Annotated in this window: 14 protein-coding genes; 3 read left to right on the top strand and 11 right to left on the bottom strand. The window is 48.1% G+C overall.

Annotated features, from left to right (window positions below; translation table 11 throughout):
• Window positions 1-227 precede the first annotated feature (227 nt).
• Complete coding sequence (locus MKX40_RS02685; RefSeq protein ID WP_339239314.1) at window positions 228-1,241, top strand: BMP family ABC transporter substrate-binding protein; 1,014 nt, start codon at window positions 228-230, stop codon at window positions 1,239-1,241.
• Window positions 1,242-1,268: 27 nt separating this feature from the next.
• Window positions 1,269-2,921 carry a methyl-accepting chemotaxis protein gene (locus MKX40_RS02680; protein ID WP_339239313.1) on the top strand — a complete coding sequence of 551 codons (1,653 nt, stop codon included), beginning with the start codon at window positions 1,269-1,271 and terminating at the stop codon, window positions 2,919-2,921.
• A 1,111-nt stretch (window positions 2,922-4,032) separates the two neighbouring features.
• Here the strand turns inward: MKX40_RS02680 and MKX40_RS02675 are convergent.
• From MKX40_RS02675 to MKX40_RS02630, 10 genes are all read right to left on the bottom strand, one after another.
• On the bottom strand, window positions 4,033-5,712 hold the full coding sequence (locus MKX40_RS02675) for an NAD(P)H-hydrate dehydratase (RefSeq protein WP_339239312.1): 1,680 nt from the start codon (window positions 5,710-5,712) through the stop codon (window positions 4,033-4,035).
• 195 nt (window positions 5,713-5,907) lie between these two features.
• Window positions 5,908-6,540: an NAD(P)H-binding protein gene (locus MKX40_RS02670; protein WP_339239310.1), complete on the bottom strand. Its 633-nt coding sequence runs from the start codon at window positions 6,538-6,540 to the stop codon at window positions 5,908-5,910.
• A gap of 262 nt (window positions 6,541-6,802) precedes the next feature.
• Entirely contained in the window at window positions 6,803-8,560 is a 1,758-nt protein-coding gene (locus MKX40_RS02665) for a prolyl oligopeptidase family serine peptidase (protein ID WP_339239309.1), read from the bottom strand.
• Complete coding sequence (locus tag MKX40_RS02660) at window positions 8,542-10,008, bottom strand: hypothetical protein (protein ID WP_339239308.1); 1,467 nt, start codon at window positions 10,006-10,008, stop codon at window positions 8,542-8,544. Before MKX40_RS02660 ends, MKX40_RS02665 begins: the two co-directional genes overlap by 19 nt.
• Window positions 10,005-10,805, bottom strand: a complete 801-nt coding sequence (locus MKX40_RS02655; protein WP_339239307.1) for a hypothetical protein — start codon at window positions 10,803-10,805, stop codon at window positions 10,005-10,007. Before MKX40_RS02655 ends, MKX40_RS02660 begins: the two co-directional genes overlap by 4 nt.
• Window positions 10,783-13,527 (bottom strand): lanthionine synthetase LanC family protein, encoded by a 2,745-nt coding sequence (locus MKX40_RS02650; RefSeq protein WP_339239306.1) that lies wholly within the window; start codon window positions 13,525-13,527, stop codon window positions 10,783-10,785. The genes MKX40_RS02655 and MKX40_RS02650 overlap by 23 nt, the downstream gene beginning before the upstream one ends.
• 118 nt (window positions 13,528-13,645) lie before the next feature.
• Window positions 13,646-13,783, bottom strand: a complete 138-nt coding sequence (locus MKX40_RS02645) for a hypothetical protein (RefSeq protein ID WP_161799395.1) — start codon at window positions 13,781-13,783, stop codon at window positions 13,646-13,648.
• Between the two features lie 185 nt (window positions 13,784-13,968).
• On the bottom strand, window positions 13,969-15,240 hold the full coding sequence (locus MKX40_RS02640; RefSeq protein WP_339242891.1) for an MFS transporter: 1,272 nt from the start codon (window positions 15,238-15,240) through the stop codon (window positions 13,969-13,971).
• Window positions 15,230-15,607, bottom strand: coding sequence for a hypothetical protein (locus MKX40_RS02635; protein WP_339239305.1), 378 nt, complete (start codon window positions 15,605-15,607; stop codon window positions 15,230-15,232). Before MKX40_RS02635 ends, MKX40_RS02640 begins: the two co-directional genes overlap by 11 nt.
• A 155-nt stretch (window positions 15,608-15,762) precedes the next feature.
• Window positions 15,763-16,176 (bottom strand): GNAT family N-acetyltransferase, encoded by a 414-nt coding sequence (locus MKX40_RS02630; RefSeq protein ID WP_339239304.1) that lies wholly within the window; start codon window positions 16,174-16,176, stop codon window positions 15,763-15,765.
• 111 nt (window positions 16,177-16,287) lie between these two features.
• On the opposite strand from MKX40_RS02630, the gene MKX40_RS02625 reads away from it, so the two are divergent.
• Window positions 16,288-17,175, top strand: a complete 888-nt coding sequence (locus MKX40_RS02625) for a hypothetical protein (RefSeq protein ID WP_339239302.1) — start codon at window positions 16,288-16,290, stop codon at window positions 17,173-17,175.
• Between the two features lie 288 nt (window positions 17,176-17,463).
• Here MKX40_RS02625 and MKX40_RS02620 read toward each other — a convergent pair whose 3' ends face one another.
• Window positions 17,464-20,175: an S-layer homology domain-containing protein gene (locus MKX40_RS02620; protein WP_339239301.1), complete on the bottom strand. Its 2,712-nt coding sequence runs from the start codon at window positions 20,173-20,175 to the stop codon at window positions 17,464-17,466.
• Window positions 20,176-20,274 lie beyond the last annotated feature (99 nt).

The raw sequence follows: 20,274 nt of genomic DNA, 5'->3' as shown, positions 1-20,274 counted from the left end.
TTTTTTGTCTTTTTTGTCTTTTTAGAGTTTTTAACATCAGTAAACAACAGGCTGTAGTTATTCAAGCCCCCTTCTAACCAAAGAAATGTAAAACTAATGTATAATTTATGAAATATTTTTATATTTACGTAAATTTTCACTACATACCATAAATCACAATGCCTCTCTGTCCGATATAAATAGAGGGAAATCAGCAAAAAGCGACTATAGAAATGAGGGTACCACACATGAAAACAAACAAGAACAGACGCGCAGGTCTAGTTCTCACATTAATGATGATCCTGACGATACTGATCCTGGGGGCATGTTCAGCTAATGATACAACAACGGCAACAGACACAAGAACAAAGGTCGGGATCGTGCTTACGGAAGTAGGTCTGGGTGACCGTTCTTTCAATGATGCTGCTTTTAATGGGCTGGTTCAGGCCAGAGACGAGAAAAGCATTGTCTTTGACTATCGTGAACCGGGCGATAAATTAACTGCCGAAGCTGCATTTGAAGAGTTTGCGGAAGCCAAGTTCGATCTGATTATCGGCCTGAGTGATACGATCCAAGCAGATATGGAGAAAGTTGCAGCCAAATATCCTGACCAGCAGTTCCTCGTGATTGATAGTCAGTCCGAATTGCCTAACATTGCCTCCATCTCCTTCCGGGCGGAAGAAGGAAGTTATCTGGCAGGTGTGATTGCAGCTATGGCTACAACCGAAAATCATGTTGGTTTCCTTGGTGGGATGGAGATCCCGCTCCTTCGTGATTTCGAGCAAGGTTTTAAGCAAGGTGTTCTGGCTGTCAAGCCGGATGCAACCGTAGATGCCGTCTACGCAGGGGACTTTGGTAATGCCGATCTGGGTGAACAACTGGCTGCACAGATGATTCAGGACAAAGGCGCTGACGTGATCTATGTGGCTGCCGGTCTCACAGGTGTTGGTGCACTGACGGAGATTCAGAAATTAGGGAAATACGCCATCGGTGTAGATACCGATCAATTCTTTTTAGCGGAAAAAGCGATTCTGACGTCCATGCTGAAAAATGTGGATGTCTCCATCTATAATGCCGTTAACACGTTTATTCAAAACAACCATACCTTCCCTCAAAAGGAACTCGTGGAGGGGCTGGCGGAGAACGCCGTGGGTCTGACTGCTCTACATAATATCACGCTCAGTGATGAACAACAGAAAACCTTCGAAGATCTGAAAGCCAAGATCTCTTCCGGTCAAATCAAAATTACGCTTGATCAATAACCCCATCGGATACAAGGAGGTACGCCCATGAAACTACAGGGAAAACTAATACTTAATGCTCTAATTTCACTACTTCTATGCCTTGCGCTGGTCGCTTATATCATCATGCAATTGCTCGGTATGAATGCCAAAAATCAAAATCTGGTACCAGCCATGCTCAAGGTTAGTGAACTGAATGCCAATCAGATTCAGACACAGCAGGCGCTGGATGTCTATTCGTTCTCCATGACAGCGGGAAATCAGGACGCAGTACTCCGCTTGCTGGATGAAGGTCAAACGATGATTCAGGAGCTTACGGACGGATTACTGGAAACGGATCAGCAATTGCAACTCATTCAGTCCATCCAGACAAAATTAGAAGCTCTGAACCAGGGAGCTACCGAAGCAATGACCGAGATGAACAGTGCGGAAGCGAAACGTTACAGCACTCGGGTTCGCGGCATACAGAATGATATCTATTCGTTAGATGAGATAACTCGGGATCGTTATGATCAATATACCGTTGATTTGGAACATGACATTCAGCAAACGTGGCAAGTCGCTCTTGGTGGAGCCATCGTATTGCTTGTCGCCGTAATGTTGTTCAACATGTATACGTCACGGCAGATCGCCCGGCGTATTCGTACACTCAAGGACGCCGCGGGACAAATTGCGAACGGTGACCTGACCGGACAATTACCGGAAGCTCGGGGCAAAGATGAACTCGATGATCTGAGTCGCTCCTTCGGTATCATGACCCATAATATCCGTGGCATTATTCAATCGATTGGCGCAGCTGGTCATCGTGTCGATCTGATGGCGCAAGATATTGACCGCGGCAACGATACGGCCCAAGCGATCGTGCAGCAAGTATCCCGCACCACGGAGGAACTCTCGATTGGTAGTCAAAAGATTGCCGAGGATCTGAGTGAAACGGTGATGGTTGTGGACAAAATGCAGTCTACCTTCAATAGTAATCTGGAGGCCACCTCCCAATCGGTAATCGATGGTCGCGAAGTATTAACTACCGTTGAGGAAGGCAATAAGGCTGTAGCGGAGCAACTCCGACTGGCCGAAGTGAATCGTATGGCGATGTCCGAGGTGGAACAAACGGTGCGGGAACTGGAAGAAAGCGCAGTTCGAATAACTACGATGACTGCGTATGTATCGGAGATTGCCAAACAAACGACCATGCTCTCGTTGAATGCCTCCATAGAGGCTGCTCGCGCTGGAGAAGCCGGACGTGGATTCGCTGTTGTTGCCGGCGAGGTGAACAAACTCGCCGAACAATCTGCGCAATCGGTTAAGCATATCTATGCCGCCGTGGGCGAAATCACGACCTCCATGGACAAGGTGAAGAACTCTGTTGCACAGAGCATGCAGCTATTCGGTGAACAGGAACAAGCCACCAGCCAGACTCGTGAATCCTTCTCTGCCATTCGTGAAAGTGTGGAGCGCATTAGTACGGGTATCCACCAGCTTGCTGAGGACATGCAGCACTCCAATGAACTCAGTACACAGGTGCAACAGGCCATTGAAAATATCAGCGCCATCACGGAGCAGTCGGCGGCCAGCAGTGAAGAGATCACCGCCTCCACGTCGGAACAACAACGTTCCTTCGCTGATGCAAGCGTCAAGGTGAAGTCACTGCGGGATATCAGTGCGGAGATGCATCAGGAACTGCTTCGATTCCGGCTGTAGGCAGGATGTCGGGATAATTCGGGCTGTAAGCAAGTTGGCCGAAGAATTTGGGCTGCGTGCATCCCAGCATGCAGTGCCCTGCTTCATGACAAGGGTGAAAAGGTAGGTTGGATGCAGGTCAGATGTAGGTTGGATGTAGTTTATATGCTGTTAGATGCTGATTATAGGTGCGCTATAGGTAGGTTATAGGTAGGTTTAGGTGGGCCTGGATCATGCAGCGTGAACATACAAACCAATAAAGGGGAGCATCCGTCATGAATTATGACAGGGCTCCCCTTTTTAGTAGCTAATCGTTGTTTCATCCGAGATTTTTTCGTTCTAGCGATAGGAAAATATATGGATTGTACTAAACATTTCTACGAAACCGAGAGGACAGAAAGATAATAAGAAGCGTAACTACAAGTTTTCTGTAAGAAAACTAGATCGGAAACGTATGCTACGCCTAGAACCTCTGAAGGAAAGCTGTTTCGGAAGCATATGCTATCCCTGATTTCCCCCTTTATAAAAGGAATCCTAAAATTCTGGGTTAATAGGGTTAACAGCGATCGGAAGGTTGTTATGTCCTAGGAATGTCCAGTGTACATGGTCTGTCAGTTCAACAACTTATATAGATAACAAGACATCAACGTTTCAGATCCAAAAGTGTAACGAACCGAGCAAGCCTTATTGGGCAATTAATTGGGGATTATAAAATCTAACGAATCTTAGGCACTCTATTTCCTGATTTAGCCCGGTTTTTCGAGTGTTTTCTCTGAAATACATAGAAATAACGTGGATAGGGTTCGTTAGCTTTTGCTCCTCCATGTAAAACCGTGGTATAAGGTGTCTCAGGTTCGTTATGACCCTGGGCATTGATCATTTGTGTTGGGTATTAGGTGTTGGATGTTGAGCATTTGAGAATTGATGCATGAGCATTGGGCATTGAGAAGTGACCATCAAGAGTGTGCATTGAATACTGAGTACTTGGTACTCAATGGATAGTGAGCAATATGCACTCGTCTACTTTTAGTGTGCTGGAACACTGGCTCGTCGGGTCACTTGCGGTTTGGAAATGAAGCGACATAGACAGTTAGTTATCCAATCGCGATCTTGCCCCGCACCTGCACCATCCTCAGAGTGCGTCGATGATGTCTCCCGCCAGCAGGGACGATGGGTCACCGCGCAGCAGTGCTGCTCGTTCGGCGGCCTGTCCGTGGAGATATACGCCGAACGCGGCGGCTTGCTCCGCGCTGAGCCCTTGGGCAAGCAGACCGGCGATGATGCCGGTCAATACGTCTCCGGCACCACCAGTCGCCATGCCGGCGTGCCCGGTGGTGTTGATGTACGCCTCGCCAGATGGCGTTGCGATGACCGTTCGTGCTCCCTTGAGCACAAGGGTCACGCCCTGCTCGCGGGCGTACTGGGCAGCGTGTCCAATGCGGTCACGCTGCACCTCTTGGGTCGACATACCCAACAGTCGACCCATCTCGCCAGGGTGCGGCGTCAGGATTGTCGCCGCACTTCGCTTGCCCCAGTCGCAAGGCCCATGTGGGCCCGCGTCTGCCAGCATGTTGAGGGCGTCCGCGTCAATGACGAGCGGACGATCCGTATGTTGCCACAGACGGCGAAGCCAGTCTGTGTCGCCCTTGAAGCGGCCGAGGCCCGGGCCGGTCGCAAGCACGTCGCGGCTCTCCGCGAGACGCAGCACGGCGGAGGCGGAAGCCGCGTTCCATTCGCCGCTGTCTCCATCGACGGCGGCAGCAAGCATGAGCTCGGGCACGGTGCCGATGACATGCGGCAGCAGTGCCGCGGGCAGCGCCCATGTGGCGAGCCCGCAGCCTGCGCGCAGCGCGGCCTTGGCCGAGAGCAGGCCTGCGCCGCTCATCGGCAGACTTCCTGCGGCCAGCAATACGTGGCCGTAGGTGCCCTTATGGCCGTCCGGTGCCCGGAGGCGGCCTGTATCCACGCGCAGCGCATCGCGCAGCACCTCGTCCGTCAGGAGACGGACCGAGGGGCCATGCTCTGGCGCAAGCCGCGTGGGAATGCCGATGGCGCGCACCACAATGCGCCCCGCGGCAGAAGCGCCCGGGTACTGCACCAGCCCGCGCTTGAGCAGCGCAAAGCATACGGTCACCCGGGCTTGAATGCAGGGCTCGTACACCTCTCCGGTGTCGGCGTCCAGCCCGCTTGGCACATCGGCGGACACGATCGGCTTGCCGCTGTCGTTCGCCGCCTTAACCAGCGCCGCGTAAGCTCCCCGCGGCGCCCCCCGCGAGCCGGTGCCCAGCAGCGCATCCACGATGCCTGTGCACCGGCTGAAGTCCACGGCTTCGCGCCCGTGGACAAGAGCAGGGATGCCAAGCTTCGCGGCGGCATCCCGTTGCACTGCGGCTTCGCCCCGCAGTGCCTCAGGGGCATCGGCGTAGACCAATGTCACGCCAAGCCCTGCTTCAACCAAATGGCGCGCGGCCACCAGCCCATCGCCGCCATTATTGCCCTTGCCGATCAGCATGTACCACTGCTGATCTCCCGGGTGCTCCATCACCAGCGCCGAATCGGCGATGATGTCGCCACCATAACCTTGCCGATCGCCTGGCCCAGTGTGTGCCCGCCTCGCATCACCTTTGCTGCTATAACCAAGCTGCCCTGAATTCGCAAGCCAGCCTGCTTCCTGCCCTTCCCGGCACAGCTTGATTACTTCCTCGGCTATAGCGCGGCCTGCATTCTCCATCAGACTGGCTGCTGGAATACCAAGCTGATGAATCGTATGCTCGTCCACAGCTCTCATCTGTTCAGCGGTTACGATAAACAACGCTCATCCCTCCCGTGCAAGCTCATCTCATACCTAAAAGCAACAACTCCACACTTAGACGCTGATCCCGTATGTGTCCGGCTATCTTGCCCTTTCCCTCATCCAGTTACCGTGATGTACTCCACGCCTCATCGGAAGCTTTATCGATCCCGTTTACGAAATCTTAAGATTCAGCCCTCAGACGTTTGTCTACGCTTAATACCCCACCGTAAACCGCGCCTGAATAAACTGCGGATCGTCCAGTTCGTCCACCAAAGCTGCTGCAAAATCACCAACGGAAATCGAGCTTTCCCCGATATCATCCGTGATCACACGGTTCATCCCTACTCGGAACTGACCTGTCCGACGTCCTGTTGTGATTGTCGCAGCAGGGCTCATGTAGGTCCAATGAATACCCGATGCTTCAATCAGCTCATATGCATCTGCATGTGCTTTCGCCAGCGGTTTGACTTCTTCCGGGAATCCCGGCGTATCCATCAGCATATCACCGGAATCAGTGAGCAAACTTCCCGCTCCACCAACCACTACCAAACGTCCTGCTTTTGCCCGGCGCACACCCTCGATCAACGAACGTGTCACTTCCAGCATCTCTTCTTCTCCACCGAATTTCGGCCCATATGCACTCACAACCGCTTCCTGACCCGCTGCAAAATCAGCCACCTGATCCGGGTTAAGCAGATCTCCCTGTTCTACACGCAAACGCTCATGCACCATCTCAATTTTGGATGGATCACGTACCACCGCTGTCACTTCATGTCCACGATCCATTAGCTCCCACAGTATCGTCTTGCCAATCGCGCCGGTTGCTCCAAAAATGGCTACTTTCATATCAATTCCCTCTTTTCTATAGATATTATCTCAACAACTTACCGTTATTTTAATACTTAATCCCATTGTTATATACCTTAAACGGCTCACGCCATCTTAAACCGGATGTGACATCTTGTAAACGTTAATGTTATTCATTTAACCTCTGATACTATGCACCAGGCCACGGATAACACTTCACCCACCACTTTTCCGTTCCCTATCATTACCTTAACCATAGCCAAAAAAGCCGCATTTGCGGCTTCAACATCACGTATTTATCTTACGTAGAGACTCTACTGTAGGTTTGAAAATCAACAGCCTTCTGCGCCCAGAATCGCTCCGAATAAGCCTCATGTGCCATATCCTGTACAATATGAAGCTCAATCCTGCCTACAGCTCCAGACAATCGCTTGTTTTCCATAATGTCTCGATACAATCTTTCCGTCTGCTCTACAGGGCACAATTGATCCTCTTGCCCATGAATAAATTGAATATCCACCTTACTGAGCCCGGATATATAAGCTGTTGGACTTCGATCCCGCAGAGCAGATGGATCATGCAACAGCTCACCAATTTCCGTTTGCAAGAATGATCTCAGCTTCGCTCCTCCGCCTGCGTATAGTCCTTCCAGATCCGTGAACGGTGCACAGGCAACCACATTACTCCATAGCGCCGGACTTTTACCTGCTACCAGCAATGCCAGATAAGCCCCATAGCTTACGCCATAGAGAGAGACGTTTGAATAGGAAGATAACATCTGCTCCCGCATGAACTGGATGACATCTGCATCCACGCCGCCCCAGTCGTTCTGAATGAGCATCTTGTAATCCGTGCCAAACCCTGAGCTGCCGGGATAGTTCAGCCCAATGACACGCACTCCTGCCTGATATAATCCTCTGATGACCGGACTAAAGCTGTCAAACAGGCAATTATGAGGCCCCCCATGGAGATAGATAACCACCTGTTCAGCACCCTCCGGGTGCATGTCCATATACGGAATCATATCCTGTCCATAACGAATCCTTCCATAGATTACATCTGCTTCCTCGTCGAGATGGTTGCCAATTCTCTCATCTCTCTCAACCGGAAAAGGGGTAATCGTACTGATTTGCTCTGAAAATCGGTATAATCCCGGCGCTGGAGGGCGGACGATAGATTCATATTTTCCGATCAATCCCTGCCTGTCCCTGCTGAGCACAGCCTGTGTCAGGATTCCCGGATAATCACGTAGCTCAAATCTCTTCTCTCTGTCCAATGTATATTGAACATATTGCCATCTGCCAGAGGTTATCCCTTCACAGAGCACGAGCGGTTGATCTGGATCGAGTTGCATTCTGATCAGTTCAGAGAAGGGTTCGTTATCCCTAGAACATACATGTACCGTACCCTCTCCTTGCCTGATCCACCCGGGCTGAAAACCATGTTCCACAGGAATGGATACTGCTACGAGGTCACCCTGCTTATCCATCACAGGGTAGGCATACTCCGTATAGGGTATTTCGGATGATGGAAGGATGTCTTCGGAATACGAATACACTCTTCCGAATCCACCAACGTTTACGCCAACCTCTCGAGTGGTTGCCGACCAGAATACAAATTGCGGCTGATGCAGATCAGGAGTAACCCATCTCGCTTCATCCTTGTCCGGATCATAAAGACCTATACGAACAGAGCCTGACCGATGTCTAATGGAAAACAGCAGGAGTAATTGGTCCTCTTGCCGAGCAGCTTGCATCACAGGAAATGGAAACTTCACATATCGGCTCTGAACCAGAATTGCATGCTCCTCATTCTCGTATATATGTAGCCATTTCCCCGCCTTGTCCTGTGTAATCACCAGAACCTGATTCTTGCCAATGAACTGCATATGCTGCGTGTGCCGCTCTGATGCTGTCCCGGGTTCAGAAAGGCTCTGCCTGCCATCAATGCGGCCTGTATCATCAATGCTGCACCATTCGCATGTATTGTCATCATAGCCCAAAAGCATACTAGTGCGTTCCTTATTCACACTCATCCGTGTCAGGAATGGATCGCCCAACCCGATCTCCTCCTCTCATTCCAGTGCTTTAACTGCCCCCATCCCTCCAACTGTAATTCCAGTTGATTGATATACTGATCTTGCGTGTATGCATCTATAGGTGTAACTGTCCCCAATCTGCCTAACGTTTCCCGAATCAACCTGATCTGTGGCAGACTGGCAACCGGTAGCCCCTTCATCAACAGACGGTACACCCGGGATGCCTTTTCCTCTAACCCTTGGGTAATGAGCGCCCCGGCGATTTCCACCGCACGACCAAGCAGTTTGGAATGAACCGTGTTTGTCTTCATACGTAACACTTGAATCAACAGTTCATATTCCTGCTCCTGCTCACCAAGCTGTTGATGTAATACCATTTTTAATTGCAGCACATGCCCCAGCCAATCTGCGTACGTATCAACACATCGCTTCTCCGCAGCCAGCAACGTCTTACCTACCTCTGCATAGTGCCCCGCCCGGAGCTGCAACCCCGCGATATTGAGTAGTGTCTGAATCTGAAAAACTCGCTGATCAGGTCCCTCAGGAAGCTGTCGTATACGCTGTCCCGCCTGTCGCTCCAACGTAATTGCACGTTCTACATTGCCCTCCTGCATCTCAATTAATGCTTCACCATTATCAAGCGCAGCCCATTTCCCGGTACGATACGTTTCCGTTAGTTCTTCATGGGCAAGGATCCCCCGAGCTTTCGAATAACAGTGTCGTGCTTCGGCATAATGCTTCCCGTTTTTGGTCAACAGCTGCCCCAGCTCAAACCAGAGCACTGCCTGCTGTGTCACTGACAACCGTTGAAATAACGAATTATGTTCAAAGAATTGAAAACAGGACATGTAACGGGCCGGATTATCCGATTTGGACAACAAAATCCAGGCCAGCCTGTTATAGAGCGCCAATACGGCCTCTTTCTTCTTCCCTTTATCTTTGCTTACCGTCTGTAAATGTTCCTCTAACAAACGTCGGGTCTGATCAGGTGTATCCCTGACAAGGGATACCGGAAGTTTGGCTATGTCCTCAGGATTGCTCGCTATGGTTGGATATCGATGAAAAAAAAGTACGACACTTACTCCCCTTAATTTCTGTCGATACAGGATATAGTGGATGGCTCCCAGATCCGCAGGGTGGAGGTAGGAAGATACTTCAACCAGAACCCATCTCCTATTGCCAGGTGTCCACCCTGATCTTTGGAATCTCAATAACGCATTTTTACATGCTACAAGGTCATCTATGGGTTTAACCGGATTTAATTGATAGATCAGCGGGAGAGTAGCATACGGATCATCAACCGAGATTTGGATAGCTTTATCCTGCCAATGCATTCTCAATTTTTGAATTTCATCTTTAACTGCATCCGATGCCCCTTCAACGACAAACAACCCGGGTTCATGACTCACACGAAACCATTTACTTCTCAGATCGTGATAATCCGTACTTTCCAGGGGGAGAGGCATCATGAAAGCTCACTCACTTTCGTGATCCGGCATACATGTATAAGTCCAGGCACCTGTTGTAAATTCAGTGCCTTCATCAATTGATAACTGCCCCGGTTGTTTGCATCCAGTGAGGCTTTAATCCGCTGATCCGGATCTGAACTGCACCGATGGAAGCCATAGGCAGCAAGCCAACGGGCCCAACCTTGACGTTTCGCTTCAGGTATCGTGAAGATATGAGCAAGGAGTATACTGCCGAACTCATCGCTTAACAGGCAGCCCCCAATCTTCCTTCCCTCCAGTTCCACAAGGCCGGAACCCTTCAGCAACTTGCCATACACCCCCTCATCAATATCTCGGATAGCTTGGTGAGCAGCTTCCCAACTTGGACAGGTAGGATCACTGTCCTGGAGCAAGTGTGCCAGAGAATCTGCCTGCCCCTCCGAAGACATCCAAACCGCGTCTTCATTAGGCATAGCCGGCACAGGAACGTCCTTCAGCTTGCCGAAAAACCGGTATCGATGGGCCAGAACATCTGCCCGGTATCCAAGCTTCTCCCACGGAAATGAAGCAGGCGTGGTTGCATAGAGAGAGGACCATGTCATTTTTTCCAAAACGGATAACATTCGATCTTCCCAATAAGAATTGGAATGCGTTTCACTCCATAAATCCAGTGTATACTGCTCTTCTCCCTGATCAATTACCATGAGCGAAGACAGGATATCCTCATTTTCAGGTTCAACGGCATAATAGCGATCACCCGTCTTTCCCGATTCATGCTGACATTGCGACAGAAGTTCAGACATGGATGTTAGCATCATACACTTTTCCCTCCCTGTCATAATCAAAACCTGAATAAACCAGTGGTTCGGATGCAACAGACGGATAAAACCGGCGTAGCAGGAATGTATAGATCCCCATATAACCTGTCATATAATCCGGGGAGAAGGACTCCATGTCCTCCAAAGGCCACATCCATATGTCCTCCCGTTGATCACTGCGCAATACATGCAAGCTCTGTGTGTATTCCGCTAGTTTGGTTTCATACCTGCCTGGGAACCTGCGATTGGCCAAGAGCAGAAAATCTCCGTTACCTGCAATTCCGTGACACTGCCCAAAAGAAGCAAATACCGTCGCCTGTGCCGCTGCATCTGCTGCTTGAAGTCCCAGTCTGGTACAGAGGGGATCTTGCAAAATATCAGCCGCTGCCATTAGAAATCGACCAATACCCGCCGATCCATTACACCAGTGCACCCAGAGTGTATCCGGTTTTTCCGGCGATGCGGGCCACAGACTCACGCCATTCTGCCCTCCATGACTTGTACGATCAAGTGTATGTACAATTCGCTTCACAGCAGAATAGTACGCTTCCTTCCCTGTACGCTCTGCCAAGGCGAGTAGATAATACCCGATGCCTGCAATGCCATGAGAGAATCCAAGGGAATGATGACCTTTTTTGTCCGATTTATCTTTTACTTTCCACAAACTCAATGATTCGTCTGTCTGCTCTTCTTGTTCCAAAATATAGACACCCAGTTCCTCTGCTCTTGTCAGAAGTTCAGGGCGGCCTCCAATACGGTATATTTCAAGCAGCATCAGTCCCAAACCCGCAGCTCCATGACTAATATTGGTCTGCACCGGATCATGTAGGGCGATTTCCAATGCCAGATCCTCTGCACGTTGAAGCAGCGATGGATCATTTATTCGTTCAGCCGTCTCTGCCATTGCCCAGGGTACAGCGCCATATCCAAAGTATAATGCTACAGGTGTCTCATCTGGAACGTAAGGGTGATTCGTCAAAATCCATTCCAACACTTCATACGCATATTGATGGTATTGTCTATTCTCTGTAATCTGACCAAGCTGATTAAAACCAAAAATCATCCCTGTCCAGCCAAAGTTAAAATTCGCCGGATGGAACATCTTGCTCATGCTGTTTTCCGGGAACAGTTGATGGGGACTATTGAAATCAAGAGAAGTATACAGTGTGTTTACCATACGCTCCGCCTGACGGAGCACTTCTTCTGGCTCCATATTGCATTCATCCTTCTCTATTACATCCCTGCTTCCTCCTGAACGGACCTCTTGCTGCTCCAGTAATGCAACCAACGTTTTACGAATGTCTGATAACTTCACATATCCGCCAGACATGATCTCAATACCCAGACTTCCCAAGCCACGAAGTTGTGTATTACTCTGATGATCCAGATAAGCTTGTGCAGCTTCCAGATGAGATTGCCGATATTTCAGATAGGGGTCGATGGATGAAGCCATGTAATAAAAGACAGCTCCCAGTGCATACAGATCATCCCCATAACTGGAGCGCCTGCTGTGCTCACGCCCTCGTGGCACATAACCCGGAGTATGACCAGTCAATGGATCGGCATGGGTCTCATCACTTCTAACATAAGCCAGTTCAAGATCAATCAGGCGTATACTTCCGTCCGTCAGCACAACAATATTGTTCGGCGTCAGATCATTGATCACAATCCCTTTATCGTGACATTGCTGTACCATATCCAGAATATGTACACCCATCTGATACATATCCGCCCGGTTGTAATCTACAGCTACATGTCTGCGATGGATATATTCACGCAAGCTGATACTTTCAAAATACTCCAGGATCAGGTAGCGATTATTTTCAGTACTAAACAGATCAAACGGTCGTGGGGTAACCCCCGTATCCTTCATCAGATCAAGCACCCGATATTCATTATCCAGATAGTCATGCGCAGACCGCCCACCACCGTCTACACGCATACGGTAGACTGCTTCTTTCATGACAGCCTGTTCATACGATGTGCCAGAGATAAGAAATACTCCGCCCTTGCCGGATTTCTTGAGTACACGCCTTACACGAATGTTTCGTATACCAAACTCATTGTTATTGGAATCGGCATGACGAGAAGTCACCTGATTTGTCTCCATGTCCTGAATCCGCAGCAATTCCTCGGGTTCATTCACCCAATCCGGTTTGTACCTGCCAGGTGTTCTTCGATCCTCCTCCAGCTTACCTTCAGGATTCTGGATGGCATACACTTTTGCACCCGAATAACAGTCATAGTAGAAACGATCCGTGAATGCACCATAACGGTAAAATACACACTGGCTGCCGAGGTATGCCCGATCTGTCGGAATAGCTGGTCCTTCCAGATCACCTGTACATGAATGCATTAATTCAAGTAACTTCAAGAACTGTTCTTCGTCTCGTGCGTAGATGGTGACACATTTCCCAGTCTGAGGGAGAGGTATGGAACCGTTAGATGTTTCAATCAGTTTTAGCCCACTGTTCACTACTTTCCATTGCACTTCATTTTCTGTGAGAACAGGTGCAATACGGCGCAGCAATTCAGCTCCTTCCACAGGAATAACCGATATATGGATTTTCCACCCCTGCGCGGGAAGCCTTAATTCCTTCGGTCTAAAACAAATCCAATGGCCGTCATTCGACCATTGGATGGATTGGGGAAGTTCCCGGATTATATTTTCCAAAGCGTTCTCAAAGGCGTCCTTCTTGGGGGTTACGCTTGCGAATTTCAATGAGAATCACTCCTTTTTGGATAAAGTAAGAGGGGGAGATACAATTATTTTAGTAATGCGCGAAAACCAAAGACTTATCTTTCAAATGATTCAGTGAATAGAGCGTGTAAAGAAGTTCCTAGCTCTCGACAACGATTGTTTGTGAGCTAGTCCAGCTGCACACTGTACACAAGCTTGTTTCCTCAAACATGTTGTTATCCTCTTCAACCTCTAGTGCCATCAAATCCTGTACAGATAAAATTTCCTTGTTTTCCATGATAAATTACCTCCCATTTGTCTCCCCCTCTTATAAACCAAATTCTACATAAATTTTGAATTTCCTTCTTTTTAATTGAATTATTTTACATAAATTATTCATTGAATCCATTTATTCGCCTGACTATGTCAAATTACTTGTTTCCTCGGACTAAAAAGAGGTGCAGTATGACATCAGATTCCGTACTACATAGAGGTCGTTTGTTGCCTCGTACGCTTGCTCCGTTCTTCACGGAATGGTCGAACAAACAGGCTTGCCATGCCCATACAAATAACAAATGTACCAATCCCCATGTACACCCATGAAGGATTGTACGTTTCAATGAACCATCCGCCCAGTAACAAACCAAGCGGATTACTAACACCACTCATCAAAACACCCATGCTGTTCATGACACGTCCTCTTTTTTCTTCCGGTGTGGATAAAAGAATCGATGTAACCAAAGGTACGTTCACAAGAGCAAGTCCCAGCATCAACAAAAATGAACACGCAATAGCGATATACAGCTTAGGAAACATCGGCATGAGCAGCAAACTTGTACCTGAGATGAGATAACTAATCAAAAACCAGTGAGCGAGCGAGAGTCTTTTGGCATATTTGCCACTGAGCAGAGAGCCTGCAATACTTCCAGCGGCAAAGGCTGACTGAAGAAGACCGTAGCCTTGTGGTCCGGCTTGCAGCACCATATTGGCAAAAATCGGCGTAAAAATGTGCAGTGGTGCACCCGCAAAATTGATAATGGCTCCAAAGATAATGCAGCAGGCCAAAATTTTACGGGAAAACAGGAAGGTAATTCCCTGCATGCTATCTTTGACAAAACCTGAGACTCCTTTTTGTTTCACGACTTTGGTTGCAGGGATGCGGATAAAGAAAATGGATATGGCGGATAACAGAAACGTAACTGCATAGATAAACAAGATGGACTGAACGGAGATGAGCGCAATCAATATCCCCCCCATGGCGTATCCAAGCAATTCAATCGTTTTGGAGGAAGAGTTCAGTAATGCATTGGCTGGAGCTAATTGTTTTGTAGGTTCTGGCAAAATTGCGGGGATGACTGTCTGGGTAGCGGGATTAAACAAAAATCCAAGGATGGCAATGAGCAGATTGGCTGCGTAAATATGCCAAGGAAGCATGGAACCTGTCATGAACAAAAGCGCCAGAAGACAGGCTATACCTGCGCGCAGTATATCTGTCCAGATCAAAAGTTGTTTCTTCGGCAGGCGATCGCTGATCGTAGCCAGGGGGATGCCTAGAAATGCATAGATCAGATAAGGCAGCATCGGAATAAGCGCAGCAGCGAGTGCCGACTCCGTTAATTGCAGGATATACCACATCGTCGCCATAGAAAATAAAATCTGTCCTGCCCCGGAAATCAATCTGCCGACAAGAAGCACTACAAAAGAAGGAAGGCGTAAAACCGCTCGATAGCTGTCGCCGCGAATCTCACTTTTCATCTTTTTCACGCACCTCTCCATCGTACGTAACAGATTCATCATCACTATTACGATGCAGACGCGCTACTAAACCGGAATCTCGAATGGTTTGTTGTATCTTGGCTTTTACCCGTTCCAGTTCGGCCGTATACTCGCGTATCTCGTTTAATAAGGTCTGATGTGTTCGTATGCCTTCCCTAATCAGCATCGCAGTTGCGTCAGAACGGTTTTTGGCTAACTCAAGAAATACAAGCTGATCAATAATATCAATCTCTTCCTGACTTAATCGAACGGAAACTACCCCCTTGGTTCCCGAAAGGTTTTTGTTCGCCTGCTCCACAGATCGTTCCACCATCTGGTTAAACTGAGCTTTCTGATCATTGTACATATTCATTTCCTCCATTCTCAATAAGGAATCTGTATATTGTAATTTGTAAATCGTAAATTGGTTATAATTTACATTATACTTGTAAATAAATGGTTGTAAAGCAAAAAACCTTTGGATATCCAAAGGTTCGCTGAATAGGTTATTTAATTAGTTCGCTACTCTCCCTGTCTCCACCACATACCCTCCGATTTCGGACTAGTATACTCAAATCCAAACTGAGCATATAGGCGATCCGCAGGAACATCCGCCAGCAAACTGACCAAACCTCGAGCAGGCACAACATCACGCAGATAATTCATGATCTCGCTCATGATCAGTTTTCCATAACCCATTCCCTGAAGATCCGGGTGTACAGCAATATCGACGACCTGAAAAAAGCAACCTCCATCTCCAATCACTCGCCCCATACCTACCAGCATATCCTCTTCACGCAGACATACGGCAAACAGGCTATTCGGTAGTCCAATCTCCGCCCCTTCCCTGCTCATCGGACTAAGGCCGGCAATCTGTCGCAGGGAAAGATACTCCCCAGCTGCGGGTGGTGTGTGTTCAATATTCACATGATCCATGAATTGTGCCCCTTTCTGCTTGAATTCATCTACTTCCTGTGTAATAGTGAGAGAAAGCTTACGTGAAGCGTGTTTCATGATACGTGAAGTTGCTGCAAAGGAGGAACAAGTGTGTTTCAACGTTGGATTGAAGATCTAACATCGCGCCCAGGCACTGTGGCTGTGCTGCTTGGCGTCATGGCTGTGCTTCTGGGGATATACATATGGTCTGCCACTGAAGTTCGCCGCAGCCACGAAAGGCGAATGCGAAGGATACGAGATACATTATACATAAGTACAGCCCTCTTGGGACAACTTACCATCCAGGAAAATCGGAATTATGAACCATCGGAACCCGAACATAACGATCTGATCACAGCAATGTTAGCCTGCAAAGCCGCATCTTACCTTTCCCCTCAACTACAGGATCAGATTCGAGACTGTATCAAGGAACATGACCCTGCCAAACTCGGCCTTATGCACAGAGCACTGGAACGAGAATGCACCGTATTATCAGATGAACTCAGCCGGGATACACATGCAGATCATTGGGGCACAGCGGTCTGGACCATCCTTCGGCCGGTAGCCGAACCAGCCGCATTAGCCGCTACAGGGTTTCTGGTTACAGATCTGGTATTAGGTCAACGGATGTTGGATGTGCCTGTAGACTCATGGGAGAGCATATTGCCATGGATTCGCGCGGTTTCCCTAATGATCACCATCATATATGGTTACCTGCTCTGGGCCAGCCCACGTCGGGATAAGCCACGTACAGTATTCAAATTGCTCTCCTTGGTGATCGCGCTATGCTCCTTACTCCACCTGATTGGATTTGATGCTGCGCCCTATGCCCTGGGATTACAGTTGATTATATTCACATCGGGTTTCGCGTTGAATGGGACACGCTCTCGCAGTGATCGCCCTTATGCAGGGCATACGGAGCTGGAACCAACGAAGCAAACCTCTACGGAGATGGAAGTGAATACACGTCGTAAATCAGTTCCCAATACCGACGAATAACTAACGCATTCAGCCGATTTTCTAAGGAACTCAGGAAGTCTTAGTTGACCTCTGCGTCCTCTTGCAACATTGTAAGGAACATCAGACACGTTATTTCCCAAAATCGATCGACAAAAACGCTAAAAAAGTCGATCATGTACGCCTTGGCTTTCAGTAGATTTGAAGACACGATCTTCATTCTGCAAGTCTGTACGCAAAAAGGGCCGAAACTACATTGTAGTTTCAGCCCTTTTCTATATTACTAATTTTGTCTTGCGAAGAATTGAACGCTAGCACTAATTACTTTGCTTATTTGGCTGCAACATGTGCAATGATACGACCTTTTTCATAGGTGACCGTAACGTTATAACCATCTGCCGTTACACTGTCGAATTCACCTGTAATTCCATTCGCGGTGATTAACGTAATATCTTTGGAGCCTTCAATCTTATAGTTGGACAAGTCCAGATTCAGGCTTCCTCCATCAATATAGAGTTTTCTGCCGACATTCAGCTGACTGTTGCCATCAGCGACAACCAATTCCAGCGTGCCCTTATCCATGGTGAAGTTTCTATTCAAGTTTAATGCTCCATCCACATTCACAACAACTGTTCCATTCTCTACATACAGATCACCTGTACCAAAAGCCGTTGCAGATTCAGCTACCAGTGTTCCTGCTTGCAGTAAGGTTCCGCCTGTGTAGCTATTTTTTCCTGTCAATGTAAGGGTTCCTGTTCCCTTTTTCGTGAGCATTCCACTGCCGGTGATATTATTTCTCCACCAGTCTTCTGCATTAAACCGTCCTTTGGAAGCATCCATATCCACAGTTACATTGTTTAAGAATGCACCGTATCCATCCGCAGCCGTGACCAGATCAATTCTACCCCAGCCCTTGGATTCATCCAGTACAGGATATCCAGAGTCAATGGATGTTGTATACAATACTTGTCTGCGCTGCTCATCTGTTAAATACGGTTGACGTGTTTCCAACAGCGCTTCTGCTCCTTGCGGTACAACGGGAGCCAAACCTTTAGTTCCTGTTTGTGGTAGACCATATGTCATCTTCTCTCTATAGAAGGCTTTATTGGCATCATGATCTTCCCATTTGTGTACATCATAAGCACTCTTAAATGTGTAATCCTCTGTTACGGTGTGTGCATATTCATACAGACTCATATTTTTTTCCTTGGCTGCAGCTCCAAATACTTCACCTGCATTCTCATAGCCTTTCTCTAACACATCTTTGTTCTCAGCCTGATTAAGTGCATATGCAGCCATGGCCGTGGATTGTATTCTTCCGCCTATAACATCAAGCGGTGAGTGCATCCCCGTTACGACTCGATTCTCTCCCAACTGAGCTGCTCTCGTTAACAATTCAGCGAATCGTTCTGGCGTAGCGTATGCCAAAGGAAATACGGATAAATAAGCTGCACTGGTATGTCCGCTCGGGAATCCGCCATCTTTTCCTCTTCCATCCTCAGCAATTCGTTTGACATAAGTTAAGGCAGGAATAAGCTTAACGTTAGTTTCGTATTGCTGGTAATGTTTTTCTCCGGTTGATTTGGTGCCGCCTGAAGCCAGAGGTACTTCTTTTTTCTCACCTTCGCCCATGGTTTCCCATACAGGCAGCCCTTTGCTATCGACAACCTCTTTCACTTCTCCATTGGAATTCATTCTCCACGGTCTTGGGGAAGAGTAGAAATATTTAGAGGGATTAGATGAGGCAGGAATTTTGAATCGAACCAGATCAACCAAATTAACCAGGTCTGAAAGCTCCGTTTTTGCATCCCAATCTCCAATACCTTGGCTTTCATCTTCCACCGTTTCTTCGGTCAACACCTTATTCATATCGTCCACCGTTCGTTCAACGTTTGTCTTTGGCTTGATGATATCTACATACGTGTTAGCCAACGGACCAAAGCCCTCCATCACACTATAGATCTTATCCCTTTGGTCATCATAATAGGCTGCCAAAGCTTCTTCACCCGTGCGGTTTTGCGTGACCTTTTCTACATATCTGATATTGGCTTCCCAAGTCGCTTTGTTTCGGATTTCTTCATTTGCATATGTTTTCTGATCAGCGACGGGTACGGTTGGATCATTCTTAAAGCCGTCATAATAGGGGGACGGTCCATCTCCATACTTTGCATTCTTCCCGTCAGCCCCAATTTTGGTTGCCGCTGTTCCGTCTCTCCAATCTGCTTGATTCATGGACCATACTTGATCAAAACCGTCCAAAATATCAATAAACGGATTGGTTTCCGCAATATTTTTCAAGGTGTCGTCTCCAGCATTGGCTCCGTCCTTCACGGCGGACAACCGGGCTTCATCTGCTGGAGGATTAACATTCAGCACGGCTGCCGTTCCTTTTGGCTTAGCTGGTTTGGCAGCCGTAGTCGCATCTGCTTCTACCGCCTTAACGAGTGCTGACACGGCTTCGGCACGAGTAATGGAATCAAGCGGTTTGAAGCTTCCATCTGCATATCCGGCAATAATTTTCGCTGCAGCAGCTCCACCTACAGCCCCCTTGCTCCACGCCGCAATAGAAGATGAATCGCTAAAGACATTTGCTGCTGTTTCATTCGACTCCAAATTTAGAATACCAGCAATGACTTTAGCTGCTTCCTGACGTGTAATCGGATCTTGCGGCTTCATGGTGCCATCCGCATATCCATCTATATATCCATTCGCATTTGCGATCGAAACTGCTTCGTAATACCACGCACTCTCCGACACATCGTTAAAGGTAACTTCAGCTTGTCCGGAATATCCAAACGCTCCATTTACCAAATTCATAAATTCTGCTCTGGTAATATACGTGTTCGGTTTGAATGAACGATCCAGGTAGCCCCGAATTAATCCTTCATCGCCCCATGCTTGAATATTTGCTTCCGCCCAGTGTCCCTTAATATCAGAGAACTGAATCTTCTGATCGGCTGCAAAACTCTTCTCTGCAAACGTCGGACCTACCATAGACAACATTAGAAGTAGTGCAAGTGACTTTTTAAGTGGTTTTCTCATGGCTTACTAATACACGCTCCCCTAATCGTAAATTCATTTTCACTTCTGCGTCAGCATATGAGGACAAAAGTCTCTATCCAGATGTCTGATCTGCCGTTA

Source organism: Paenibacillus sp. FSL R5-0517 (assembly GCF_037974355.1).
In the GTDB taxonomy this organism is placed as follows: Bacteria; Bacillota; Bacilli; order Paenibacillales; family Paenibacillaceae; genus Paenibacillus.
The sequence above is the reverse complement of the archived record's forward strand: the minus strand, read 5'-3'. Positions and strand labels throughout refer to the sequence as shown.

Coding starts and splice junctions, on each gene's coding strand:
- MKX40_RS02685 (WP_339239314.1), top strand. CDS start 228: ATGAAAACAAACAAGAACAGACGCGCAGGTCTAGTTCTCACATTAATG.
- MKX40_RS02680 (WP_339239313.1), top strand. CDS start 1,269: ATGAAACTACAGGGAAAACTAATACTTAATGCTCTAATTTCACTACTT.
- MKX40_RS02670 (WP_339239310.1), bottom strand. CDS start 6,540: ATGAAAGTAGCCATTTTTGGAGCAACCGGCGCGATTGGCAAGACGATA.
- MKX40_RS02660 (WP_339239308.1), bottom strand. CDS start 10,008: ATGATGCCTCTCCCCCTGGAAAGTACGGATTATCACGATCTGAGAAGT.
- MKX40_RS02655 (WP_339239307.1), bottom strand. CDS start 10,805: ATGATGCTAACATCCATGTCTGAACTTCTGTCGCAATGTCAGCATGAA.
- MKX40_RS02645 (WP_161799395.1), bottom strand. CDS start 13,783: ATGGAAAACAAGGAAATTTTATCTGTACAGGATTTGATGGCACTAGAG.
- MKX40_RS02640 (WP_339242891.1), bottom strand. CDS start 15,240: ATGAAAAGTGAGATTCGCGGCGACAGCTATCGAGCGGTTTTACGCCTT.
- MKX40_RS02635 (WP_339239305.1), bottom strand. CDS start 15,607: ATGTACAATGATCAGAAAGCTCAGTTTAACCAGATGGTGGAACGATCT.
- MKX40_RS02630 (WP_339239304.1), bottom strand. CDS start 16,176: ATGGATCATGTGAATATTGAACACACACCACCCGCAGCTGGGGAGTAT.
- MKX40_RS02620 (WP_339239301.1), bottom strand. CDS start 20,175: ATGAGAAAACCACTTAAAAAGTCACTTGCACTACTTCTAATGTTGTCT.